This window comes from Acetobacter sp. P5B1, from assembly GCF_018811985.1.
Taxonomy (GTDB): domain Bacteria; phylum Pseudomonadota; class Alphaproteobacteria; order Acetobacterales; family Acetobacteraceae; genus Acetobacter; species Acetobacter cerevisiae.
Genome location: NZ_JACRVS010000007.1, coordinates 125,852 through 150,575 on the forward strand (window position 1 = coordinate 125,852; position 24,724 = coordinate 150,575).

At 58.2% G+C, this 24,724-nt stretch carries 24 protein-coding genes and 2 tRNA genes; 2 read left to right on the plus strand and 24 right to left on the minus strand.

The genetic code is table 11. The features are described from left to right. Positions 1–42: 42 nt before the first annotated feature. From KP703_RS06405 to KP703_RS06425, 5 genes are all read right to left on the minus strand, one after another. Positions 43–1,404, minus strand: coding sequence for an AarF/ABC1/UbiB kinase family protein (locus KP703_RS06405; protein ID WP_062250950.1), 1,362 nt, complete (start codon positions 1,402–1,404; stop codon positions 43–45). Between the two features lies 1 nt (position 1,405). Then, positions 1,406–3,271: a M3 family oligoendopeptidase gene (locus tag KP703_RS06410; protein WP_252353881.1), complete on the minus strand. Its 1,866-nt coding sequence runs from the start codon at positions 3,269–3,271 to the stop codon at positions 1,406–1,408. Positions 3,272–3,442: 171 nt separating this feature from the next. Beyond that, on the minus strand, positions 3,443–7,999 hold the full coding sequence (gene gltB, locus KP703_RS06415) for a glutamate synthase large subunit (RefSeq protein ID WP_215754180.1): 4,557 nt from the start codon (positions 7,997–7,999) through the stop codon (positions 3,443–3,445). Continuing rightward, positions 7,999–9,447, minus strand: a complete 1,449-nt coding sequence (locus KP703_RS06420; protein WP_215754181.1) for an NAD(P)-dependent oxidoreductase — start codon at positions 9,445–9,447, stop codon at positions 7,999–8,001. Before KP703_RS06420 ends, gltB begins: the two co-directional genes overlap by 1 nt. Positions 9,448–9,642: 195 nt before the next feature. Further along, positions 9,643–10,596, minus strand: coding sequence for a complex I NDUFA9 subunit family protein (locus tag KP703_RS06425; RefSeq protein ID WP_215754182.1), 954 nt, complete (start codon positions 10,594–10,596; stop codon positions 9,643–9,645). 307 nt (positions 10,597–10,903) lie between these two features. Here KP703_RS06425 and KP703_RS06430 point away from each other — a divergent pair. Together KP703_RS06430 and KP703_RS06435 are read left to right on the plus strand one after the other, a co-directional pair. Continuing rightward, positions 10,904–10,990 (plus strand) — tRNA-Leu (locus KP703_RS06430). 495 nt (positions 10,991–11,485) lie between these two features. Next, positions 11,486–11,560: transfer RNA gene (locus KP703_RS06435), tRNA-Gln, on the plus strand. 45 nt (positions 11,561–11,605) lie between these two features. Here KP703_RS06435 and KP703_RS06440 read toward each other — a convergent pair. From KP703_RS06440 to KP703_RS06530, 19 genes are all read right to left on the minus strand, one after another. Continuing rightward, complete coding sequence (locus KP703_RS06440) at positions 11,606–12,001, minus strand: hypothetical protein (RefSeq protein ID WP_215754183.1); 396 nt, start codon at positions 11,999–12,001, stop codon at positions 11,606–11,608. A gap of 93 nt (positions 12,002–12,094) precedes the next feature. Then, positions 12,095–12,301: a hypothetical protein gene (locus KP703_RS06445; RefSeq protein ID WP_252353882.1), complete on the minus strand. Its 207-nt coding sequence runs from the start codon at positions 12,299–12,301 to the stop codon at positions 12,095–12,097. Position 12,302: 1 nt separating this feature from the next. After that, entirely contained in the window at positions 12,303–12,668 is a 366-nt protein-coding gene (locus KP703_RS06450) for a hypothetical protein (protein WP_215754184.1), read from the minus strand. Next, positions 12,665–12,982 (minus strand): hypothetical protein, encoded by a 318-nt coding sequence (locus KP703_RS06455; protein WP_215754185.1) that lies wholly within the window; start codon positions 12,980–12,982, stop codon positions 12,665–12,667. The genes KP703_RS06450 and KP703_RS06455 overlap by 4 nt, the downstream gene beginning before the upstream one ends. A 242-nt stretch (positions 12,983–13,224) precedes the next feature. Continuing rightward, positions 13,225–13,725, minus strand: coding sequence for a lysozyme (locus KP703_RS06460; protein WP_215754186.1), 501 nt, complete (start codon positions 13,723–13,725; stop codon positions 13,225–13,227). A gap of 40 nt (positions 13,726–13,765) precedes the next feature. Further along, on the minus strand, positions 13,766–13,975 hold the full coding sequence (locus KP703_RS15905; protein ID WP_373687447.1) for a glycoside hydrolase family protein: 210 nt from the start codon (positions 13,973–13,975) through the stop codon (positions 13,766–13,768). Positions 13,976–14,015: 40 nt separating this feature from the next. Next, complete coding sequence (locus tag KP703_RS06470) at positions 14,016–14,522, minus strand: hypothetical protein (RefSeq protein ID WP_215754187.1); 507 nt, start codon at positions 14,520–14,522, stop codon at positions 14,016–14,018. A 408-nt stretch (positions 14,523–14,930) separates the two neighbouring features. Next, positions 14,931–16,862 carry a hypothetical protein gene (locus KP703_RS06475; RefSeq protein ID WP_215754188.1) on the minus strand — a complete coding sequence of 644 codons (1,932 nt, stop codon included), beginning with the start codon at positions 16,860–16,862 and terminating at the stop codon, positions 14,931–14,933. Between the two features lie 422 nt (positions 16,863–17,284). Beyond that, positions 17,285–17,455, minus strand: a complete 171-nt coding sequence (locus KP703_RS06480) for a hypothetical protein (protein ID WP_215754189.1) — start codon at positions 17,453–17,455, stop codon at positions 17,285–17,287. Then, positions 17,452–18,072, minus strand: coding sequence for a hypothetical protein (locus KP703_RS06485; RefSeq protein ID WP_215754190.1), 621 nt, complete (start codon positions 18,070–18,072; stop codon positions 17,452–17,454). The genes KP703_RS06480 and KP703_RS06485 overlap by 4 nt, the downstream gene beginning before the upstream one ends. A 12-nt stretch (positions 18,073–18,084) precedes the next feature. Then, positions 18,085–18,615 carry a hypothetical protein gene (locus tag KP703_RS06490; protein ID WP_215754191.1) on the minus strand — a complete coding sequence of 177 codons (531 nt, stop codon included), beginning with the start codon at positions 18,613–18,615 and terminating at the stop codon, positions 18,085–18,087. Between the two features lies 1 nt (position 18,616). Then, the gene (locus KP703_RS06495) at positions 18,617–19,636 is read right to left on the minus strand and encodes a hypothetical protein (RefSeq protein ID WP_215754192.1); all 1,020 of its coding nucleotides are present in this window, start codon (positions 19,634–19,636) and stop codon (positions 18,617–18,619) included. Continuing rightward, positions 19,636–20,211, minus strand: a complete 576-nt coding sequence (locus tag KP703_RS06500; RefSeq protein ID WP_215754193.1) for a DUF2612 domain-containing protein — start codon at positions 20,209–20,211, stop codon at positions 19,636–19,638. Before KP703_RS06500 ends, KP703_RS06495 begins: the two co-directional genes overlap by 1 nt. 1 nt (position 20,212) lies before the next feature. Beyond that, positions 20,213–21,439 carry a baseplate J/gp47 family protein gene (locus KP703_RS06505; protein WP_215754194.1) on the minus strand — a complete coding sequence of 409 codons (1,227 nt, stop codon included), beginning with the start codon at positions 21,437–21,439 and terminating at the stop codon, positions 20,213–20,215. Continuing rightward, a complete protein-coding gene (locus KP703_RS06510; RefSeq protein ID WP_215754195.1) occupies positions 21,426–21,782 on the minus strand; it encodes a hypothetical protein in 357 nt (118 codons plus the stop codon). Before KP703_RS06510 ends, KP703_RS06505 begins: the two co-directional genes overlap by 14 nt. Positions 21,783–21,876: 94 nt before the next feature. Beyond that, positions 21,877–22,518, minus strand: a complete 642-nt coding sequence (locus KP703_RS06515) for a baseplate assembly protein (protein WP_252353883.1) — start codon at positions 22,516–22,518, stop codon at positions 21,877–21,879. Continuing rightward, positions 22,508–23,464, minus strand: a complete 957-nt coding sequence (locus KP703_RS06520) for a baseplate hub protein (RefSeq protein WP_215754196.1) — start codon at positions 23,462–23,464, stop codon at positions 22,508–22,510. Before KP703_RS06520 ends, KP703_RS06515 begins: the two co-directional genes overlap by 11 nt. Next, the gene (locus tag KP703_RS06525) at positions 23,454–23,762 is read right to left on the minus strand and encodes a phage baseplate plug protein (protein WP_215754197.1); all 309 of its coding nucleotides are present in this window, start codon (positions 23,760–23,762) and stop codon (positions 23,454–23,456) included. The genes KP703_RS06520 and KP703_RS06525 overlap by 11 nt, the downstream gene beginning before the upstream one ends. Next, positions 23,762–24,496: a hypothetical protein gene (locus KP703_RS06530; protein WP_215754198.1), complete on the minus strand. Its 735-nt coding sequence runs from the start codon at positions 24,494–24,496 to the stop codon at positions 23,762–23,764. Before KP703_RS06530 ends, KP703_RS06525 begins: the two co-directional genes overlap by 1 nt. Between the last annotated feature and the right edge of the window lie 228 nt (positions 24,497–24,724).

Below are 24,724 nucleotides of genomic sequence, written 5' to 3' on the forward strand. Positions count from 1 at the left end.
GACCGCAGAGCAGGCTTACAGGACTAACCCGAACAGAGCAGGTTAGCTGACAGGCGTTGCCGGGAAGCGCGCAGCCTCAACCGCTGCTTTCTGGCGAGCAGCCAAAGCGGCTTCATCAAAATCCTGCACGATCTCATGAAAGAGTTCGTACCAGTTCATCTTAACCTTCAGACGCATGAAGACAGAGCCCAGCCCCACGGCGGAACGGTCCACGAGCACAAATTCCCGCGGCAGGCGCACACCGCCCGTGCGTTGCAGGCCTTCATGCACTTTGGACAGGATTTCACGCCCCAGAGCGGGATTGTTGCCTTCCTGAATATACCGCACGCGGTTATCCATCAGCGGTTCATACAGGAACCCGGCCCACTCGTTCAGGACGTCGATCTTTTCCGGGGTCAGGTCCGTAAAGCCCCACGCGGCATAGGCTTGCGTGGCCAGTTCCTTATCCTTGGTCTGCAAGGCCCGGTAGAGGTCGATATTCCCCTTGATGAAGGACGGATTGAAAATCCGGATCGCCCCAAAGTCCAGCAGGTTCAGCCCGTAATCATCCCGCACAGTGAAATTCCCCATATGGGGGTCTCCATGCACCACGCCATACTGATACAGCGGCACATACCAGGCGCGGAACAGTGTGCGGGCAATCTTCTGCTTCTGCTCTTCCGTCAGGCCTGCCTGAATAACGGCGTTCAGGCCGCGCCCGTTGACCCATTCCATGGTCAGCAGGCGGCGCGTGCAGAGTTCATCAATCGGAGCCGGCACCGTCACTTCCGGACAGTCAGCCAGAGCAGTCCGATACAGCCGCATGTTGGCGGCTTCACGCAGATAATCGAGCTCTTCGCGCAGGCGCTCGGCAAGTTCTTCCACCACGTCATCCTGACGGATGGCGTTATCCAGCCGGTGGTAAACCCCAATGGCCATACGGAACTGGCGCAAATCGGCTTCCACCGCCGCATTCATGTCCGGATATTGCAGCTTGCACGCGACCTGCCGGCCATCAGCCAGCACGGCTTTATGCACCTGCCCGAGGCTTGCTGCTGCTGCGGCTTCCCGCCCGAAGGAGCGGAAATTCCGTTCCCAGCCAGCCCCCAGTTCCGCCGTCATGCGGCGGCGCACAAAATTCCAGCCCATAGGTGGGGCATTGGCCTGCAACTGGGCCAGCTCTTCCGCATATTCCTCCGGCAGCGCGCCGGGGATGGTGGAGAGGAGCTGAGCCGCCTTCATCAGCGGCCCTTTCAGACCACCGAGAATGGATTTCAGATCTTCCGCATGTGAGGCACCGCCTGAGCGAATCCCCATTTTGTGTCCGGCAAGGCGAGCAGCAATGCCACCCACGGTGCCGGTTGTCTGGACCATGCGGCGCAGCTCACCAAAAACGCCGCTATTGTCCAAGTCCCGTTCGGCCATGTTACGCCTGCTCCAGCTGATCGATAAAGCCGGAGATCACATCCAGCCCCTTGCGCCAGAAGCCCGGGTCGGACGCATCCAGCCCGAACGGTGCCAGCAGTTCCTTGTGGCGTTTGGTGCCACCGGCTTCCAGCATGGCAATATATTTATCCTGAAAGCCCGGTGCGCCCTCACTGAACACGCCATACAGCGCATTCACCAGACAATCGCCAAACGCGTAGGCGTAAACATAGAACGGCGAGTGAATGAAGTGCGGGATATACGCCCAGAAGACGTCATATTCGGGCGTGAAATTGAAGATCGGCCCGAGGCTTTCCGTCTGCACCTGCAACCAGATTTCGCCAATCCGCTCCGGCAGGAGCTCACCGGATTTACGTTCATCATGCACGCGGGTTTCAAACTCGTAGAACGCAATCTGGCGCACCACGGTATTGAGCATATCCTCTACCTTGCCAGCCAGCAGCGTACGCTTGCGGGCCGGATCGGTTTCTGCATCCAGCAAGGACTGGAAGGTCAACATTTCCCCAAACACGCTCGCCGTTTCCGCAAGCGTCAGTGGGGTATTGGACTGGAAATAGCCCTGCTTTGCCGCCAGAACCTGATGCACCCCATGGCCCAGCTCATGTGCCAGCGTCATCACGTCGCGCGTGCGGCCATGATAGTTCAGCAGGATAAACGGATGCGCAGACGGCACTGTGGGGTGCGCAAACGCGCCGGGAGACTTGCCAGGAGCAGGCGGCACATCAATCCACGGATGCGTCAGGAAGGTATTGATCACCTTACCCATACGCGGGTCAAAGCCATCATAGGCTTTCTGCACAATCTGTTTGGCTTCGTCCCACGGGATTTTGCGGTCTTCACAGCCGGGCAGTGGGGCGTTGCGGTCCCAATGCTCCAGCTTATCCAGCCCCATCCATTTCGCTTTGAGGGCGTAATAGCGATGCGCAAGGCGCGGATAATCTTCCCGCACGGCGGAGACCAGCGCATCCACCACTTCGTCCTCAACCATGTTGGACAGGTTGCGGGAGGATGTGGGGCGGGCGTAATGGCGCAGCCCGTCAGAAATCGCTTTATCTTTGGCCAGCGTGTTGGTGATGAGGGCGAACAGCCGCACATTCTCACCAAACACCTTACCAACGGCTTTCCCGGCCTTCTCACGCACAGAGCGATCCGAATCGGACAGGCGGTTCAGCGCATCACCAACCGGCATTTCCTTGCCATCCAGCGTGACGCGCAGGGCGGCAATCGTCTCATCAAACAGACGGCACCAGGACTGCGCACCCGTTACGGATTTTTCCAGCAGAACCTTCTCGACCTCATCAGAAAGCTGATGCGGGCGGAACAGGCGCGTATCATCCAGAAACGGCTTCCAGTGCGCCAGAGCCGGGTCCTGCATTTTCTGCGCCAGATCGGCATCATCCAGCCGGTTGAGTTCCAACGTAAAGAACAACAGATGCGTGGAAATATCCGTCAGTTTTTCACTAATAGACTGGCTGAAACGGCTAATTTCCGGATCGGACGAATTCGCGGCAAACAGCAGCGAGGCATAGGACCCGGCCTTGCCCAGTATCTCCTCAATCGCCTCACAGGTGCGGATGGCTTCCGCCACCTCAGCCCCGGACAGACCTGCCAGCTTGCCCTGATAACGGGAGGCAAACTCTTTGGCCTGCTGTTCAGCCTGAGCCAGATCCTGCTTAATCGCCGGATCTTCCATACTGTTATAGAGAGCCGAAAGGTCCCAGCGCGGAAGGGTGGAAGCCTCCTGCCCCGGCGCGGCACTGGTTGCGGCCACAGCCCCGGCTTCCGCAGCAAAGGCCGGAAGCTGAGACGAACGGTGAGAATGCGCTGTATGTTTCATAAGCGGCATCCTATCGCGCAATTTAGCATGAGGCGAGTACATGTGAACGCAATTGGGGTTCACATACGGCGCAGGTCAGGCTGCGCACTCAGCACGGCCCGAAAGACCTCCCTGCCTTACACGCTCATAAGGCAGAAACAGATCTTTCGGGACCATCCTCTTTGTCAGGCAAAAGCCTGATCAGGCAGATTTGGCCAGATCTTCTTCCGGCACACTAAAGCCGATGATACGGGCGTAGTCTTTCGGCACAATCTGCCAGAAGCGCGGCAGAACATCGTTCCATTTATGCAGCAGGTTTGTTGCATAAGGAGAACCGGTTTCTTCCACATGCCGCTCAACCAGACGCCGCAGTTCCTCCGCCCAGCGCTCATCCGTCACCCGTGTCCAGAACAGGGACTCCGGATTAACGCGCTTTTCAAAGGTGTTGGTATCATCCAGCACAAACGCCATGCCGCCGGTAAAGCCTGCACCGAAATTGTCGCCAATTTCGCCCAGCACAACCACGGTGCCGCCGGTCATATATTCACACGCGTTGGACCCGCAGCCTTCCACCACGGCCACAGCGCCGGAGTTACGCACCGCAAAGCGTTCACCCGCCTGCCCTGAGGCATAGAGTTCGCCCGCCGTCGCGCCATACAGCACCGTGTTGCCGATAATGGCGTTCTGGTTGCTGACAAGCCGGGAAGACGGAGAAGGCCGCACGGTGATGGTCGCGCCGGAAAGGCCTTTACCAACATAATCGTTGGCATCCCCCAGCACTTCCAGCTTCAGCCCCTGCACGGCAAACGCCCCCAGTGACTGCCCGGCAGACCCGCGCAGACGCACCGTGAGGTGGCCCGGTGCCAGCGTCGTCATGCCAAACTTCCGCACAATGAGAGAAGACATGCGGGTGCCAATGGCACGCTGCGTGTTCTGCACGTTGTAGTGCAGCTGCATTTTCTCACCGTGGTCGAACAGCGGTTTCGCATCGCTGATCATCTGCGCATCCAGCGTATCCGGCACCTCGTTCCGGCCTTCCAGCGTGCAATAGCGCGCAAACGGGCCGGGATCTGCCTGTGACAGCAGGGAGTTGAGGTCCAGATCATCCAGATAATCCGCGCCGCGAGACACCTGACGCAGCAGATCAGTCCGGCCGATCACTTCGTTCAGGCTGCGGAAGCCCAGAGACGCCAGAATATTACGCACATCTTCAGCAATGAAGGAGAACAGGTTGATGACTTTCTCCGGCGTGCCTTCAAATTTCTTGCGCATCGCCTCATCCTGCGAGCACACGCCCACCGGACAGGTGTTGGAGTGGCACTGGCGCACCATGATGCAGCCCATGGCCACAAGGCTGGCCGTGCCAATCCCGAATTCTTCCGCACCCAACATAGCGGCAATCACCACGTCACGTCCGGTTTTGATACCACCATCCGTGCGCAGCTTTACGCGATGCCGCAGGCGGTTGAGCATCAGCACCTGATGCGCTTCTGCCAAACCCAGTTCCCACGGCAGACCGGCATATTTCACGGAGGTCAGCGGACTGGCCCCTGTGCCACCGGAATGGCCGGAAATCAGAATGGCATCGGCTTTTGCCTTCGCCACACCCGCCGCGATGGTGCCAATGCCGGAACGGGCCACCAGCTTGACTGTCACCGTGGCATCCGGGTTGATCTGCTTCAGGTCATAAATCAGCTGAGCCAGATCTTCGATCGAGTAAATATCATGATGAGGCGGCGGAGAAATGAGAGTCACACCCGGCGTGGCATGACGCAGCTTAGCAATCAGCCCCGTGACCTTAAAGCCCGGTAGCTGCCCGCCTTCACCCGGCTTGGCACCCTGTGCGACCTTGATTTCCAGCTCACGGCAATCATTCAGATACTGTGCCGTAACACCAAAGCGACCAGACGCCACCTGCTTGATGGCGGAAGAGGCATTATCACCATTCGGACGCGGTTTTGCACGTTCCGGATCTTCCCCGCCCTCACCGGAATCAGATTTCGCCCCAATCCGGTTCATGGCGATGGAGAGCGTCTCATGCGCTTCCGGGCTGAGGGCCCCCAGAGAAATAGCCGGGGAGATCAGGCGTTTCCGCAACTGCGTAATGCTTTCCACTTCCTCTACCGGAATGGGCGTGCGCCCTTCCCGGAAGTCCAGAAGATCCCGCAGCGCCACCGGCGGCTGTGCCCGCACGGCGTCCGCATAACGCTTGTAGATGGTGAAGCTGTCACTCGCCACAGCGGTCTGGAGCATGTGGATCAGCGTGCCATCAAACGCATGCTGCTCGCCCTTGCGGCGCAGTTTGTAAAAACCGCCGACAGGGAGGGCAAGAGACGCAGAATCCCATGCTTCCTGATGGAAGGTCAGCACATTGCGGGCAATCCCGGGCAGACCAATACCGGAAATGCGGGACGGCATACCGGGGAAGAATTCCGCCGTCAGTGCGCGGGAGAGCCCCACCGCCTCAAAGTTACAACCACCACGGTAAGACGCCACGATCGAAATGCCCATTTTGGACATGATCTTGAGCAGGCCTTTATCCACGGCCTTCCGGTAACGCTCCATGCACTCACGCAGGGAGAGCTTACCAAACAGCCCGCGGCGATGCCGGTCCGCAATACATTCCTGCGCCAGATACGGGTTAACCGTGGTCGCACCGACCCCGATGGTCACTGCAATGGAATGCACATCCAGCGTGGTGGACGCCCGCACGTTCAGAGATGTGAAGGTGCGCAGGGAATTGCGGACAAGATGCGTATGAACTGCCGCTGTCGCCAGAATCATCGGGATATACGCCCGGTCCGGAGACTGGTTTTCATCCGTCAGGAACACATGCGTGCAACCACCACGCACGCTTTCCTCTGCCTCACGCCGGATGCGGGCAATGGCTTCACGCAGGCCAGCCTCGCCTTCCTTTGCGGGGAAGGAGCAGTCAATCAGGCAGCCGGAGGTGCCGCAGAAATTACGCAGCGCTTCATATTCACCCGATGTCAGAACCGGGCTGGGCAGTTGCAGCATTTCGCACTGCTCTGCGGACTGATCCAGAATATTCCCAAGATTTCCCAGACGTGTCGCAAGACTCATCACGCGGGATTCCCGCAGGGAATCAATTGGCGGGTTGGTCACCTGACTGAAGCCCTGCCGGAAATAATGTGACAGACCACGGAAACGCGGAGACAGCACCGCCAGAGGCGTATCATCACCCATGGAGCCAATGGCTTCTGTCCCGTTTTCCACCATCGGGTGCAGGATGGCTTCCAGCTCTTCCAGCGTGGTGCCCACAGCCAGCTGACGGCGACGCAGTTCATCACCCTGATAGAGAACCGGCTCTTTTACATCTGAGCGGACAATACAGCCAATTTTCTGAATACCACCGACCCATGAGGAGAAGTCCTGACGGGAGGCCAGCAGATCCAGCAGTTCTTCATTGCCGTAAAGACGTGCTTCCTGCAGATCGACACCGATCACATCGCCCGGGCCAAGCCGCCCGCGTTTGGCAACATTGCTTTCAGGCACACGTACCATGCCGGTTTCAGACCCGACAATCAGAAGATTATCGTCTGTTACCGTATAGCGCAGCGGGCGCAGGCCGGAGCGATCCAGACCGGCAATCACCCAGCGGCCATCCGTGGCACACAGGGCTGCCGGGCCGTCCCACGGTTCCATCACCGCATTGCAATAAGCAAACATATCGCGGTGAGACTGCTTCATCAGAGAATTCCCACCCACGCTGGCAGGAATCATCAGCGCCTTGGCCGCAGGCGCATCACGCCCGGCAAAGGTCAGCAGTTCAAATACGTTATCCAGCGTCGCTGTATCGGACCCACCAGCCTGTACCAGCGGTTTGATGTCCTGCATCCACGGGTCAAGATCCGGGTGAGACAGCCGCGTTTCGTGGCTTTTCATCCAGTTGATGTTGCCGGAAATGGTGTTGATTTCACCATTATGGGCCAGACGACGGAACGGCTGCGCCAGCTTCCATGTAGGGAAAGTGTTGGTGGAATAACGCTGATGATAAATGGCAAAGCGGCTGACAAAGCGCTCATCCAGCAGATCCGGATAGAACTCGGTCAGATGCTCGGCCAGGAACATGCCTTTGTAGATGATCGAGCGGCAGGACAGAGAGCAGATATACAGATCGACCTGCGCTGCAATTGCCGCTTTTTCAATCCGCCGACGGATAACGTACAGATCCCGCTCAAACGCCTCTTCTGCCGTACCCGGCAGGTTGCGGATCATGATCTGTTCAATTTCCGGGCGTGTCGCGTTGGCTTTTTCACCAATACAGGCCGTATCAATCGGCACCTGACGCCAGCCGTAAATGCCGTAGCCGAAGGCCAGAATTTCCGTCTCGATAATCTGGCGGCACTGTTCCTGCGCGACCAGATCCGTCTTGGGTAGAAACACCTGCCCGACGGCGATGATCGCACCCTCTACCGGCTGGTCACCCGTGCTGGTGATTGCATCCGCAAAGAAATTCTGCGGGATTTCCACATGGATACCGGCACCGTCACCCGTTTTTCCATCGGCATCCACCGCACCGCGATGCCAGATGGCTTTCAGGGCTGCAATACCGGCTTCCACCACGTCACGACGCTGCTTGCCGTCCAGGGCTGCAACCAGACCAACGCCACAGGAATCCCGTTCATCAGCCGGGTCATACAGGCCGTCCAGAGCGGCAACATTGTTGTCCCACGCTTCAAAAAACTCTTTGGCGCTTTCACCATGCGTGGTGTCAGGATGCTTCTGCATACCCATTATCCCTGCTCCGCTACGGCCTGCGCCGTTGCGTGTGTTTCAATCCATTGATGAATGCGTTCCGCCGCATCCCGACCATCGCGAATAGCCCACACCACCAGACTGGCCCCGCGCACAATATCACCTGCGGCAAACACACCCGGCAGAGTGGTCATGAAGCTATCATGCCCCACCTTGAGCGTGCCCCAGCGGGAAACAGCAAGGTCCGGCTGGCCCCACAGCTGCGGCAGCGGTTCCGGGTCAAATCCCAGAGCGGCAATCACCAGATCCGCGTCCAGCGTGAAGGAGCTGCCTTCCAGCGGTTCGACCGACTGGCGGCCCGTGGCGTCTGGGAGGCCCAGCTTCATGCGGGTGGCGCGTACGCCCGTCACATGGTCATCACCCAGAAACGCTTCCGGCGCGGACAGCCAGACAAATTCAACGCCTTCTTCTTCCGCGTTTTTCACTTCCCGCGCGGACCCCGGCATGTTGGCCTTGTCACGCCGATACAGACATTTAACGGATTTGGCCCCCTGACGAATGGCCGTGCGCACACAGTCCATCGCGGTATCGCCACCGCCCAGCACCACGACATTCTTGCCTTTGGCATCCAGTGCCTGCGCATCGTCCGGCAGTGTATCGCCCAGAGAACGACGGTTAGAGGCGGTCAGATAATCCAGAGCGCGTTCAATACCCGCCAGCCCGGCACCGGGGCCACCAATCTCACGGGATTTGTAAACGCCGGTGGCGATCAGAACGGCCTGATGGCGGCTGCGCAGTTCTGCAAAGGACAGATCACCCTCGCTGCTACCAACGCCCTGCCCCAGATGAAACGTCACGCCGCTTTCTTCCAGCAGAGCATGACGGCGCGCGACGATCTCTTTTTCCAGCTTAAAACCGGGGATACCGTAAACCATCAGGCCGCCCACGCGGTCATACCGGTCATACACATGCACCTGATAGCCTGAGGCCCGCAGGCGCTCAGCGGCAGCCAGCCCCGCAGGACCAGCGCCGACAATCCCGACGGATTCCGTCCGTTCCCGCACAGGGCGTGTGGGTTTGACCCAGTTATTCTCAAAGGCTGTGTCGGTAATATAGCGCTCGACCGCACCAATGGTAACGCTCTCAAACCCCGGCTCAATGACACAGTTGCCTTCACACAGACGGTCCTGCGGGCAGATGCGGCCACAAATTTCCGGGAATGTGTTGGTCGCGGAAGAGACCTCATAGGCTTCTTCCAGCCGCCCTTCCGCCGTCAGCATCAGCCAGTCGGGGATATTGTTTCCCAACGGGCAATGCACGGAACAGAACGGCACGCCACACTGAGAACACCGGCTGGCCTGCTCACCTGCCGCAGCGGGAGAGAACTCCTCATAAATCTCCGCAAAATCCGCCCGTCGCGCCTGCGCTGTGCGCTTATCAGGCTGCTTTTGAGCGACAGAGACAAATTTCAGCATGGGTGTGGTCATAAGGCGTTCCCCGGAGACGGGGCGCGCGTCAGACAGACCTCGCCCCAAACAAGCAGGACTGAGGTAGCGCCTTACGCGCCATTCTGAAAAGACAGCATTACTGCCCTTTCTTTATTTTTCCTGTTTTTGAAAGAGATTTAGCCTCAAAAACCATTTTATATAGGATTCATATCGGACCTTTTTGTCTCTAACACCTTATTCTACAAGGCGAACGCCTGAACGGCCACCACCCGCCCGATAACGGGTCAGATAAAACGGCACGATGGCCTCTATGCTCTGCGGAGTCAGCCCGAGCTTTTCAAAACCCGACTGACCGGGCGGCACAACATTGTCCTGAGAGAGCATCAGCAACTGGTCACGCGTCAGGATATGTCCCGGCAAACGCTCGAAAATCGCTGCCTGAATGCGCGCCAGAGCCGGCGGCACCACGTAAAGCGCACGAGAGCGCTGCGTGGTCCGCAAAACCCACTGATAAATCTGCTTCATGGTCAGGATATCCGGCCCGCCAAGTTCCCACACCTGCCCTGCCAGCGAGGGATCTTCCGCCAGTCGCGCCACAACCTGCGCCACATCCCCTACATACACAGGCTGAAGGCGCGCATTGGCACCATAAACAGGCAGAACCGGCAGATACCGCGCCAGCGTGGCGAACATATTAAAGAAGTGATCCTCCGGCCCGAAGATAACGGACGGCCTGACAATAGAAGCCTGCGGCATGGCGGCCCGGACAGCATCTTCCCCCGCAGCCCGACTCCGCCCGTAAGCAGACGGTGCTGAATGAGACGCCCCTAATGCGGACATCTGCACAAACGCTGGCACGCCAGCCTGTGCGGACAAACGCGCCACCCGGCCTGCTCCCTGAACATTCACGGCCTCAAGCCCCTGCCCGGATGCATCTCCCAGCACCGCGACCAGATTGATCACAACAGACGCGCCCTCGACCACACAGGATACTGAGGCATCATCCAACACCGAGGCATAGAAAGGCGCAATTTGCCCCAGCCTTCCCAAAACTCGCAGGGATGCGGCTTTATCCGGCCTGCGGCAGGCAATACGCACGGTGTATCCGGCTTCAGCCAGACGCTGGACAACATACCGCCCCACAAAGCCACCACCGCCAAACACTGTCGCAATCTTCTGCTCACTCATGGTGTTCTTTCCACTCCTGTCCGCTCTGGCCTGCCTTCTGGGATAGCCTGCGCATAGTCTACGCCTCTTTTTGGAACGTCCGGTGAGCACAAATAGTTCAGCATCCTCCCCGACCACCTGCCCCGCACCGAGAACACAGGCCACACACCATGAAAAACTGCTGTTTTTAGGGAATCTTGAGAGGCGACTGGACGCCAAATAACAAAAAGAAACAAATCCTGAGAAAAATGCATTTTTTCCGTTGACGAGGGTACGGGGCCAAGCTAAATACCCCTTCACCAGCCGGGGTAACCCGGTTGTCATCTGAGCCCAGATGGCGGAATTGGTAGACGCGCAGGTTTCAGGTATCTGTGGCCGCAAGGTCGTGGAAGTTCGAGTCTTCTTCTGGGCACCAAAAACCGTAGGAAACTGCGGCTAAGGGGGCGGTTTGGTGTAATATGGTGTAACAGCCTATTAGCCCCGCCCCCCTTAACTCCCCCTAAAAATAAACAGCATCATCTGTCTAGCACCTTAAATGCTTGTACCCCACCCCCAACCCGTACTATGCTCACGGGGCTGCGGCGGCGTGGATTGGACACGCGGGAGAGGGCTCTCCCTAAACGAGAACATGCGGCTCACCAGCCCAGAGCAAGCATGCTAGACGGATAAGGACCGGAAAGGCTCCGGGACGCCAAAGAGGTTATGCTCCGGTTCCGTCAGCGAAAGCCGGTATCAAGCCCGGCCTGCAGCGTATCTTGTAGGGTGTCGTCTAAATGCGAGGACATGCGGCTGGAGGCTGCAAAATGCCGGTTAAAATCCGGTCACACTACATGCCACACCGCTTTGCACTATGCATCGCGGAGACTGCGACAACTCAGGACGCAGGTAGACGGTGGAAGCCCGTCACTCTTTCTCTGTCGTCTAATCGGTAGGACAGCGGATTTTGATTCCGCCAATCTAGGTTCGAGCCCTAGCGGAGAAGCCAAGGCAGGCCTATTCTGCCATCGGCGCGATAACCAGCAACACTCAGTTATTGCGCCACTCGCGCCCTTTTCTCACACGCCAGCACCAGCGACCGACAAGCCGCATAAGGCCCCGCCAGCGTAGCACTCGGTCCGGTATATTCCACCTGAGCCACGCGCCCGGCCTGTAACCGCGCAACCATGTGGCACGTCCCGTGGCCGCCAATATCCAGCTCCAGAGACAACGGAGTCTTGATCGTCAGCGGCCCCTGCACCTGTTGATCCTGCCGCCATTCCAGCACCTCGCCATCCGGCAGGGCCTCCCGGTTGTCAGGCACCCCGGCGCAGGCGATCAGGTCCGCCCGGCCCATGCCGATCAGGTCATGTTTGGCACGGGTTGGGAGACTGGAGCAGGCGGAGAGCAGGATGGTGGCCAGAAGGCCGGCCTTACCCAAATGGGTCATTGCGCCGCCTCCCCTTATCAATCGCATACGCGAGGGCAAATGCCCCCGCGATGACGGCCAGCACTGCCGCCCCGATGTCGCCGTAGGCGGCCATCAGGAATCCTGAATGGCCTGATTGTCCGCGACGCATTTGGCATACATATCGGCAATCTGCTGGTCAGTGGGGCCATCAGAAGACAGGCTCGTCTCGACAGCCTGCTGGATCGTGGTCCATGCCTCGGCACCGTATTTTTCAACCAGGCCAATGACCATGGTTGAGGCGGAAACGATGGTGGAGATTTCTGTGGATGTCAGTGCCATGTCAGTTGGCTCCCGTGGTGGTGGTTGTGGTGGTGGTTGCACCGGTCTGGCCGGTAGCCAGCGCAGACTGAAGAGACGCCAGAGCACTTTCGGCTGTAGCGATTTCTGCATTGGTCAGGGTGTCGCCACTGGATACGGCGGTATCAAGCGCCGTCAGCGGGGCAAGCGCAGCATCTGATGCTGTCTTGATGTCGGCCTTGACCGTATCATTCGCCTTACCCGTGCTGAGGTATGCCTGGGCACCAGTGTCAGCCAGATGGTAGGCGCTCATGGTGTCGAGTGCGGCCTTGCGGAGCGTGACCTGATTGCCGCTGCACGCGGCCAGCAGAGGAAGCGCCGCGAGGGCAAGGATGGATTTCTTCATCATTTTTTGTCCTGAGAAATAATGGCAGTCTGGGCAACAGGCCCCTGAGACGCATTGACCCGCGCCCCGAGGTGGTTCACGGCCCAGCCGAAGTTAAGACCGATAGCGGAGACCAGTTTGTAAGGGAGCGTCCATTTGCTCCCGACCGGGGGCGCTGGAACCGCTGCGGCAATCCCGCCACAGACGATGATCACGCTGGCAACCACCGAACTCCACGGCTCCGGGATGGCAGAAAACAAAAGGGGCACCACCGCAGTGATGCCCCCGATCTTGGCCGCGTTGACCGCGACGGTCTTTTTGGTCTGTGGGTCAGCCACTGGCTGCTTCTCCTGTCGATGTGGCGGTGGCTGGCTGGCCATCCCAGACCAGCCATTCAGCATGCCGCCGCCGAGTCAGGCCCGGGGANGGAACCGCTGCGGCAATCCCGCCACAGACGATGATCACGCTGGCAACCACCGAACTCCACGGCTCCGGGATGGCAGAAAACAAAAGGGGCACCACCGCAGTGATGCCCCCGATCTTGGCCGCGTTGACCGCGACGGTCTTTTTGGTCTGTGGGTCAGCCACTGGCTGCTTCTCCTGTCGATGTGGCGGTGGCTGGCTGGCCATCCCAGACCAGCCATTCAGCATGCCGCCGCCGAGTCAGGCCCGGGGAGGTGATCATCTGGCCGTCTTTGTGCATGTGGTTCCACAGCAGGAGCTGGTTCCGGGCCATAGCCTCCTGACCTGCATTCAGCAGCCGCAACAGGGTGGACCCGGCCAGCGCCGACAACCCCAGATTAAAAGCAAAATCCAGCAGGGCCGCTTCCTGCCCGGTCGTCAGGCTAACATGCACACTCTTGCGGATCTCGGGCTGAAGCGCCCGGAGTGCCGCCAGCAGCAGGCTTTCTGCCTCTGCTGCCGTGATAGGCGCTGTGCGGCCACAGACGGCGGCCCCGTTGGCCAGCCACCGGCTGCCGTAGCCGATGGTCCAGTAACCGGCCGGGCACACGTAAGGCCGCAGGCACAGCCCCTCAAACCGACGAGCCAGACCAGCCGCGAGAACGATGGGGTCATTCATTCAGTTGTCCAGATACAAAAAAGGCCGCGTCTGGCGCGGGTCATGATTTTTCCGAGTTTCGAGGCGCAATCGCGTAGGCTGAGGCCTGCTGCTGTGTCGGCGGCNTGCGGCCACAGACGGCGGCCCCGTTGGCCAGCCACCGGCTGCCGTAGCCGATGGTCCAGTAACCGGCCGGGCACACGTAAGGCCGCAGGCACAGCCCCTCAAACCGACGAGCCAGACCAGCCGCGAGAACGATGGGGTCATTCATTCAGTTGTCCAGATACAAAAAAGGCCGCGTCTGGCGCGGGTCATGATTTTTCCGAGTTTCGAGGCGCAATCGCGTAGGCTGAGGCCTGCTGCTGTGTCGGCGGCAGTGGGGCGGGAGCGTGGCGGTGATGCAGGAAGCCGACATTCCCAAACAGGTAATCGTCCCATGTCTGGCTGGAGAGGATTGTGCCCCCCGCTGCGGCCGCAATCGTGCAGACAATCCCCGCAACCACTGACCGTGTGCGCCAGCGCCTCAGGTTTTCTTCGGCCAGCCGGTTCTGGTTTTCCTGCGCGCCCGTGAGCTTGGCTAGCTGGGTTACCAGATCAAAAACCCGCGTCTCCAGTCGGGCTATCCCCGCCGTGGTGGCTACAGTGCGGGCATTCTCCTCTGCCCGCATCGTCGCCAGATCTTTGCTGATTCCGTCCAGCTTCCCGTCAGTTGCATCCTGCCGCCGCTCAACAGCGGCAAGACGGACCTCGTGACCCCCAACGATTTCGCGCAGGTCATCATCAGCCGCGACGTTTCCGACGCTCTGTGTTTCTGTCATCAGTTTTCCGGTTATTATTTTAGACGCAGCGGTTAGAAATCGCCCAGCGCAACACGACGCCAATGATTATCTGCTGTGCATACATAGTGATAATTTGCATCCTCCAAGAAGACCTCCCAGTCCGGCGTGGACTGGAGGATGCCTGTGAGGTTGGTCATTTAGTTGCTCAGTGCTGTGCCATACTGCACGGGGAACCATCCGCATGTGCTGGCCGTGGGGCAGCGATACGTNCGCTCTGTGTTTCTGTCATCAGTTTTCCGGTTATTATTTTAGACGCAGCGGTTAGAAATCGCCCAGCGCAACACGACGCCAATGATTATCTGCTGTGCATACATAGTGATAATTTGCATCCTCCAAGAAGACCTCCCAGTCCGGCGTGGACTGGAGGATGCCTGTGAGGTTGGTCATTTAGTTGCTCAGTGCTGTGCCATACTGCACGGGGAACCATCCGCATGTGCTGGCCGTGGGGCAGCGATACGTGGCTTCGGCATGATCGTCGCCATCATAAACCTTCTGTCCTTCAACGGGTGATGGCAGGGCAAGAATAGCTGCCTTTGACATTATATTCAGATATACAGGGCCACGATAACCATTTGCCGCAACTATCGTGCCGTATGCGTGCATATTCCCATAATCATCCAGACTCCACGCAACTCCGCCATTAACGGTGTAGGACAGCGCGCCCGTGGATGTGCGTGATAACGTGTGACCAGAACCAAACCCCACCCCATTGATGGCTGACACTGTTCCCGGAACAGAGAAATTTCCGTAATCATCCAGAGCAGACGTTTGGGTGGTTCCTGCAATAGTAACGATTGATTTGTTGCTCGTCTGATACCCCCACGTATGCTGATTGCGACCGGCTACAGTCTTGTTGGCGGACAGGTCAATTTTCTGATCAGCAGCCATCCGCAAAACAGCCGCATTCCCAGTAATTTTTGCATTTGATGCATCAATCATTGCGCCGTAAATCGTGGCATCAGACCCGACCACGGAGCCGTATTGCACATTACCAGTTGCAAAGATCAGACCGCTGACGGTTTGGTTGAACAGTGAACCAAACGCCCATACGGCAGTGCCATCGGCGACATGGTTTGCGCCATACCAGCCAGATGCAGTAGTGCTGAGCTTAGTATCACTGACCTGATACGTCCCGACACCACCAGTGGTCCCGGTAATCTGGCTGGTAATAGTCAAATCCTCATTGACACCGGAAGCCGTGATATTCATTCCCACCGCAAGCGTTCCCTGAACGAGCGTTTTGACGGTCAGGACGCCACCGGAAATCGTGCCATTAAACTCAGCGGGAGCTGGGAAGGTTGGCTGTGTCGCGCCTGTTTTTCCTGATGTGTAGCAATACCAGACGTAATCCACACCGCCCACGGTCACTTTGATGGTGTTGAGTTTAGGGATAGCTCCCTGCGTCATCGTGAGGTTGGTCACCTGCGCATTTGCAGACCAGGCTGATTTAGGCGTAGGCCGAGAGCCAAACCACAAACCTACACGATGCGAAGGGACATTTGCCTGATACTGATCATCCCACGGAGCCACGTCATAACCGTTACTCAGAAGATCAGATTCATTCCACTGGGAAAATGCCTGCGGTAGACGGCCTGAATAATCTGTCGAATCCAGAATGAATGCCCAGTTGGAATTATTGCCCCAACGCTCCATATTGATATCAATACCGGTATCATAGGAGTTATCGGCATTCATACCGAAGCTCTCAACGTRGCTACTCAGCCCACCCGTGTTTCCCTTGGATATGGGGCTGCTGACCGCGTGAGCCATAAATGCAGAATATTGCTGCGTGTTGCCGGCATACACTCCATTGAAATTTGGATTGTCGTTCCAAAAATACGATGTGCCCGGAAACATGAACGAGCTGACGCCTGAATTTTGGGAATGGCGCGACATTTTGAAGACTGATCCAGATTGGATGGATAAGTCATTGTCGCCAGCCGCAGCAATGTAGGGGTTCCAGATATTTGACAGAAAATTCCATGTAATTTTCTTGTTAGGGTCAGGTGTGAGAATAGTTCCTGTCCACCTGCTATATTTTGGGATATCGACCACAGCGCCATCTGGAAGCGCATTATAGATCGTCTGGATTGTTTGCAGGTCAGATGCGGAATTATCCAGAACTGCGCCAAGGTCTGCCAGATTATAATGGTCCGCAGCGCGATCCGATACCGTGCGTTGTGTGGTGGTACCTGTGGCTGCTGCCTTGGCTGCACCGACTGCACCCGTTACCTGATTTGTGATATTGCCGTACTGGTCCGGCTGCACGTAGCCGTTTGGCTTGTTAGCGTCGGCCTGTTGCACGCTGCTGTCGGCCATACGCGCCGTCTGCTCAACGGTGCCGCTTGACCCGTCTGCATACACGCCCGGCAGTAGCGTTGCGATTGCAAGNATTATAATGGTCCGCAGCGCGATCCGATACCGTGCGTTGTGTGGTGGTACCTGTGGCTGCTGCCTTGGCTGCACCGACTGCACCCGTTACCTGATTTGTGATATTGCCGTACTGGTCCGGCTGCACGTAGCCGTTTGGCTTGTTAGCGTCGGCCTGTTGCACGCTGCTGTCGGCCATACGCGCCGTCTGCTCAACGGTGCCGCTTGACCCGTCTGCATACACGCCCGGCAGTAGCGTTGCGATTGCAAGGCCTCCCTGCGGCGCAAACGGCTGATACGAGGCGGCAGAAACAACGCCAGCCCCGAAGAAAAAAGCGCTTGCAGCAACAAGGATTTGTTTTGCGTTCATGTTATTTCCCTGTGGTCGGAGCGCCCGGCGTGACCGGTGCAGATGGCGTTGTTTTCTGGGGCTGGGGCTGCGCACTCAGCTTTTTGAACTCGGGCCGGTCATGGTTGGGGCCTGCGAGAGCTGATGCTGAAACCAGCGCGGAAAATGCAAAGGCTGTCAGGAGTTTTTTCATGATGCAGAACTCTTGAAAATATAGACTGCGCCGCCATTGTTGTACCATTCGTTATCTACGAGCCCGTCAGCAGTCTCTGGCAGGTCTCCTGTAACGATGATTTTCGATACATTTATTGTCAGCGTGTCAGTTTTTGGATCGTAACCAAAAATGCCCTTGCCGGAGAGCATCCCAAAGCCGTTCTGGTCCAACGGCATTACACCAGTCGGATTGCCTTTCTGCCCATTGATGGCTGTATTTGCGGCATTGGATGCGCCACTCGCTGCATTGCTGGCGTTCGTGGCGGCATCTTGCGCGGATTGAGCCGCTGTTTCGGCTGCGGTGACTTGTGTGCCAACTGCTCCAGTGACGCTGGAGACAATTTGCGCGCCTTGAGCGTCCACGTAGGATTTAGGGACGAGATGCTCAGGCTCTGTCGGTATGTAGGTTGCTGACAGTGCGCCGGTAACCGTATCGCCGTCTTTTGCTACCGCCCCTGTCCACACTTTGGACTGAGGAACAAACTGTCCCTGCCCGTTGAAGATGCCGAACACGAGGTCAGTTGGTGCGGGCTCGGTTGAAGGCAGCGACGTCAGAGGTGTGCCGCTGGCGGTCGTGTTGGTAGTTGACCCAGACATGGGCACTCCGATTTATGCGATGAGGTAAGGAAGACCGCCGGGGCCGGTTAGGATCGTGCCATCAGGCAGCTGGATCGCGTTGGGAGGCACTGGAATACCCCCATCCATCGACGGGGGCGGGGTTGGCTCTGTAGCGTCTGTTTCGGACGTAATCGCCAACTCAATCCGTGGCGCAAGCCGCCTGCCTTGCTGGGTCACGACGTAGACGACAATCTGCTCCGTGATCCCGGGCGTGCCGCCACCAAGCATGATGCACGCCAACCCCTGAACTACACTGGACCACAGCACCGCAAGTTGCGACGGCAGATCTGATGCTGTTGGAATCTCAACCCGCTCTATGCCCGCCAGATAGTCACCCGTCTGGGAGAGGATCGCGGATAGATCGAGCGAGAAATCAAAGTGATCCGCGCTAGATTTTGGAGCCCAGGAGAGCGTGACAATCTCCGGCACAAGCCTCCGTGCCCGCAGGTTTGCCGGGGCTGAAATCGGGATTATGCGGGAGGCTGCCGGCTGCCAGATTGGTGAGGGGATGGGTGCGGTCATGTCAGTATTCAATCAAGACGAGGCCGTTCGCCCCGTAGCCGCCAGTAGCGTTAATGCCACCACCGCCGCCTCCGCCTGGATAACTGCCAGAACTCCCATCAACAGACCCGGCGCTTCCAGCTACGCCGGAAAATGCGATGCTCCCGCCACAGGGCGATCCACCTCCAATTCCGGCCTGATAGGTGGAATAATCTCCCATTTTAAACAGAATGGCGTTTGTGCCGCCGCCGCCAGCAAGAGCTATCCCATTCGCCACTCCTGCCGCTGGTCGGTTGGAGTTGGACTGTCCATATGTACCACTCCCTTCGCCGCCCTGAGTGCCGCCCCGCGCTGCTATGCCTGCAACGGTACTGTCTCCACCCACAGTTCCCGCCTCCCCGGATACAGAGGACGGCACACCACCAGCGCCCACGCCAACCCAGAGCGACTGCCCCGGAGATACAGCAAGGGACACCTCGACATATTGCCCTCCATTTCCGCCAGCGCCTGCGCCGTTGTTAACGCCAAGCCCCCCTGCTCCGCCCGCCCCCCAGAATTTTGCGAAAATATTGGTGACGCCAGCTGGAATGATCCAGTTTTGCGACTGGGTAAAGCTAATGATGTTACGCCGCCCGGACTGCACCAGCGAGGCCCACGCGGCCCCTGATACGCCGGGGGTAGTGACGTTATCGTCTGACGTAGAGACCCAAAATGTGCCGACCGCTGATCCCGCAACGACAGCACCAGACGGATAGCCGCCAATAGACTGCGCAAAACCGCTATCGAACTGTCCAAAAAAACCCGTTTGCACAGCGCGCAACGCCCGAGAAAATAGGTTGAGAAACCCATTCATATCGGCCCCGTTCGGCGGGACGCCACCAGCAGACCGGGCAACAAACGTCTCCGGCGGGAAGCCGAGCGCGATTGATGCCTCTCCGTTTCCCGCCGTGGTCTGCGTAGACGGAATTGCGCTCACATTCCCGGATGACGCCGCAGACGCAATCAGAGTGGCAAACAATCCCCGGTCATCAGTGCTTTTCATCAGGTATCGCTTTTGATCTGGTAGGAGACCCCGACGCCTGCGGGGCGCGGCAGGACGCCGCTGTTCTGGATGATAGAGACCTGCACAGCCGTCGGGATAAAATCGAAAACGTAGGTCATGGTCATGTCGCCGTTATCTTCAACCCACGCATCGCCCTGCCCGGCGAACAGCGTCATGAGAATGGCGTTGATACTGGTGATGGACCCGTCTGTGATATTCGCCATCGCCTTGGCGTTGATCAGCTGGCGGAAGGCGTCATCGGAAAGACGAAAATTGCTGGTGGCAGACGAGCCGGAGTAAAATGGGGCATTATCAAACCCCTCTTCCGTCAGGTCGTTGGCCTCGGAAAATCCGAAATATTTATCTGATGAGATTGTCAGAACGCGGCTTACGCCGACAATCCTGCCCCATACGTCCAGCCCATACCCCTGAGCGGTGCTGAGGTTCCAGACGCGCTCATACCAGAGGTCAATCAGGGCCGCCGGGTCAAACGCCTGATTCCACCCCTCAAGGATCGTCAGCAGGCGGGAAGAATTGGCGTATTGAGACAGGACCGTTTTTGCATAGTCCTGCATATCATGTCACCGTAACAACAATGTTGGATGCGTCGAGTGTAGGGATCTGGTCGATTTGCATCTGTACCGTGAACCCGGCCGGATCGGCTGCGGTCCCTATCGTGATTTCGATGATCTGCACCCATGTCCCGAGCGCCGCCACTGCTGAGTAATAGCGACTTGCGAAGAGCTTCCCACCGATGCGGGCCCGGCTGCCTCCATCCTGACCATTGAACGCCGCCAGAATAGCGGCCTGGATCTCCGTTGCCGCCGTAGACGGCACTGCGCTGGAGCTTTGCAGGTTCACGGATATATAGACCGGCGTTGGGGTGGCGCGCGTAAACTGGACTGTGTAGCTCGGCGCAGTGCTGTAGCCGCTGTTGGCATCCGTCACAGTGACGGATGTTGTGCCCGTATATCCGCAGCCCGGCGGCTTCTTGCGCAGGATGGCCTGAGCAACATCCTCGTCCGTGCCACCGTTGACGCAAACGAATAGGCTGTGGGCAGCGATAGACACACCACCAGCCGTGATTGCCGCGCCGGTGCTGTTGTCGGTCACATAGGCATCGGTAACGCCCGATACGGCCTGCACGGTTCCGGAAATCGCATCGAGAGAGCCGATAGCGTTTGCCGCAACACTTTCCTGACGGCGCTGCTCGAAAGCGATCCGCCCTTCCTGATCCGACCCGGTGACACCCGCAGCCGGGTTGGTGACGGATGAGAGGCCCGTCACTGACTGGTAGACGCTGACGGTATTAACCGGGCAGTCAATTGCACCGGTCGTCGTGCAGGAAAACGTGCCCGTGGCCGCGCCTGTCGCGTTGAGCGTAATCGGGCCGTCTGCCGCGTATTTGTTGCCGGAGCTGTCCTGTATCAGTGTGCCTTCTAGGACGACGGTGCCGGGAGAGCCGGTGCAGACAACCGAGACGACGGTTGCTGTGGCTCCGCGCCGCTCCAGAAAGTAAAGCTCCCCGATGGCGTCCTGCATCTGACCAGAGGCCCGCGCCGGGTCCACGCCGTCAAACACGGCCATCATCTGATCGTAGGCATCGCCCAGAATGGCCGTGAGTGTCGTGGCAAGCTGGCCCTGTGGTGTAGACAGGTCCGAGTTCAGCGCGTTGCCAAACGCTGCGTTGAGATCGGCCAGCGCGCCCGTCAGAATATCCGCCTCTGCCGGGGCGACGAACCCGGCATCCGTCAGGGATGGCGCGGGAACAGATGTGATGCCCGCGCTGTTAGAACCCGACATTTTGCGTTGTTCCGTCGCTAAGAGAGAGGAAGATGGTGCCTGAGAGCTGCCGTTGGGCGCTGATGTCTGTGATCACGCATTTTGCGGCTGTGACGTTCGGGACGGTCAGCGCGGCCTGTTCGGCCTGCGTGCGGAATACCCCAGCCGACTGCGACCGTCCGAGGATCAGGCGCAAATACGGAAGCCCCTTGCTGGTATCGTAATAGCACTCACCAGCAAAAACACGGATTGCGGACGCCACGTCCTGCACGGTGGAATATGGCTCCAACGCCACGGCGATGTTGCCGGATGCGTCCAGAACCAGATCCCACGTTGTCCGGTCGAGGAGGAGCGTGGAGGCCATGGTGCCAAACAAAAAAAGCCGCCCCGAAGGACGGCCAGATACAGAAATTTGCAGGATGAAGGGAATATTGCACATCCCGCATGCGGGTACAAGACTATTCTGGCAGCCCGGTTTCTCCGCCGCCAGTCTGCACACCGGGGTGCCTGTGCTGCTCCAGACTAATGTCCCCGGCCTTCACGTCGCCCGTTGCTGTCACGCTGCCCGACACGTTAACCGCGCAGTTAATGTCGCACTCGGCAGCGTCAACGATGAATTTTCCGGCGGTTTTTACGTGGAAGTCGCCGTTGATCCAGCCGCAGTATTCCTCTGGGGTGGCGTTTAGGTAGCCGCCGAGGTAGACCGCATCCGCTAGATCAAACTGCCGGAATGACCCCGGCGCAGAGGGCTTGCGATTGATTTTAACGTTTGAAATATCGCGGGCGCAGACGATAGCAATTCCGATATCACCGACTGCCGGGTCGCAGATGAAGGCCCGCTTGCCGCCTTGTAGCCGCGCATAAGGTGCGCCGTGTATGAGGCCGTGGGGCATTGTGCGCCCTGCCCCGTCCTGCTGGTGGACCATCGGCAGGATATCGACAAATCCAGCCGGGTTCAGGCCGGTACCGTTCACCGCCTTTACCTCGACCAGCGCCGGACCGCCGCCCATGCTCAAAATGCGTCGGATTGCCGAATTCAGTGCGTTAAAATTACTCGCGCTGTCCGAGGCTTTTTTTGTCCCTGTGTATTTATCGGCCAAAGGTCGCCACCCTTCCTGCAAATTCAGGCCGCTGCGCCTCCAGCATGGTAAACCACGGGCCGCCCGGAGTTTCTGTTTGCAGATCATGCTCGATCTTCTGCACAACCCACAAGCCATTGGAGGGCGGATACATGGAGGCAGCGCCCGCCACTTCCCGTAATTGCCCGTAATTATTGACCCATGCCGCTGGCGAGTATTCGCTTTGCAGCTTGATGGTGTCCCGGAAATTGATGCCAGGGTTAAATAGCGTCTGCACCAGCACACCGCCCTGACTGTAATTCGGATAGCCGACCATCCCCGTATCAGCAGAAACAAGGATGGCGGTATCAGACGCAGCAACATCCTTTGGCCAGATTGAGAGGGTGTCCATGCCGATATGATATTCAATACCGACGGACCGAGCGCATGCGTCAATCTGCTGCATCGCTGATCCGGGATAATTGACGCCGCCCGTCATAACGGCATCAACACCATGATTGGTAAATTCGAGCCCAACCTTGCCTGCAATTGCCTGCATGATGTCGGAAATCTTTGCCCCAGCGGCGAAGGACGTCGGTTCGATTGGCATCGCGGCTGGAATCGAGGTGGATAACGCTGTGACCTGAAATGCGACGTTCGGCGCGCCTCCGTAATCAACAAATGCCTCGACAATTCCACCCGTGAAAATGATTGGGCGTGTGGCCCCCGCATCTCCCGCACGCACAGTGATAGTGTTTGATGACTGATCAATCACACTGGCCTGCGCCACAGACAGGCGGTTCATGGTGCTGAGCTTCATGCCCTCGATCCGGACGGAGCACATCATGCCTGTTTCAAGGCCAGTGCTGAGAACCTGACAGCTTACGCGATGGTCCATGAGGGTGATGGTTTCCGGGCTTCCGGAAAATCCGCCCTGCCTGATATCAAAATCGATATCAATTTTCTTTTGCGTGAAACTACCCGGCATTTTTTCCTGCCTCGTAGATCAGGATGTAGCGACTGCCAAAGCCGGTATAATCGGGGTCTTGCGTGCCCTGCGTGTCAAAAAAGCAAAGATCGCCCGGCATCCCGAGGTATGCGCGCCTGACAATCCACGTGCGGTCCTGACAGATGATGCCTGCAAGGATCTGTGTACCGTTTAGAGACACGTCCATATAGACACCGTTGGTACGCTGCTGGATTGTGAGCGTGACAGCATTGCCTGATAGCGGAACATTGATCTGTTGATAGGCCACGGCGCTGATGGGGATAGTGACGGTCGCCATCAGAATGCATCCAGCGGGTTGATGGCATTTTCCTGATCTGGAGTCAGGCTTTGCGTCTGCACATTGCCTCCCGTGACCATGGATTGGCCAGACGCTTCCTGCGCCGTTGCTGCACCGGCCTTTGCCGTCATTCGTATTTCTTGCAGATAGATCCTCGCATACAGCATGGAAACGCCTCTGTGCGCCTCCCGCTCCAGAGAGTAGCCAAGGATGTTCACATTGGAATATGTGGCCTCGGGCGTTGCCACGGCATACAGATCAAGGCTGGAGGAAAGCTGCCCGAGAGCCGCCGTGAACAGGGCCTTTGTCTGCGCGGCAGAGGACGGAGACGACGACAGCCCCATTGAGGACAGGAGGTCAGAAAAGATGCTGGCCGACCCATACTCGAAGCTGCTGCCGTCACACACCATCTCCACCTCATAGCGGCCTGGTATGCGACTCTTGTTATAGCTGAGAAACGAGCCGTTTTCCTGCGGGGCATCAGACGTCTGATACATGCTCTGGATACCAACCGCCCTTACGTGGCCCGAGGTCAGCACAGGCTGATTGCTGGCGGTAAAAATCCCCCACTGACTGGCCGCATTGGTGATGGTATATTCATCCAGCGCGGTCGCGAGGATGGTCGATGCTGAGGCCGCAATCCCTGTGGAGACAGACTGCCCCAGCAGTGCAGGCACGCCAGCAGCTACAGGGATATCCCAGACCGATTGTAAAGGGATGGCATCAAGGGGCATGCGGGGAGGCTCTCATGTTTTGTGGGTATGTACAAGGAAAAGGCGACCCGAAGGCCGCCTTCTTGTGTCAGGCCAGAGCCTTCTGGTCCGCATGGGGCGCGCTATGAGCGAGGGAGAGCGCTTTGCTCTCCGGGTTGTGGCTGAGAGGCTAGCCGACAAAGCAGAAGGTGCTTCCTGACTCCTCAACCCCACCCCGTACGGGCATGCTTCTCCTCATGGAGGATTCGC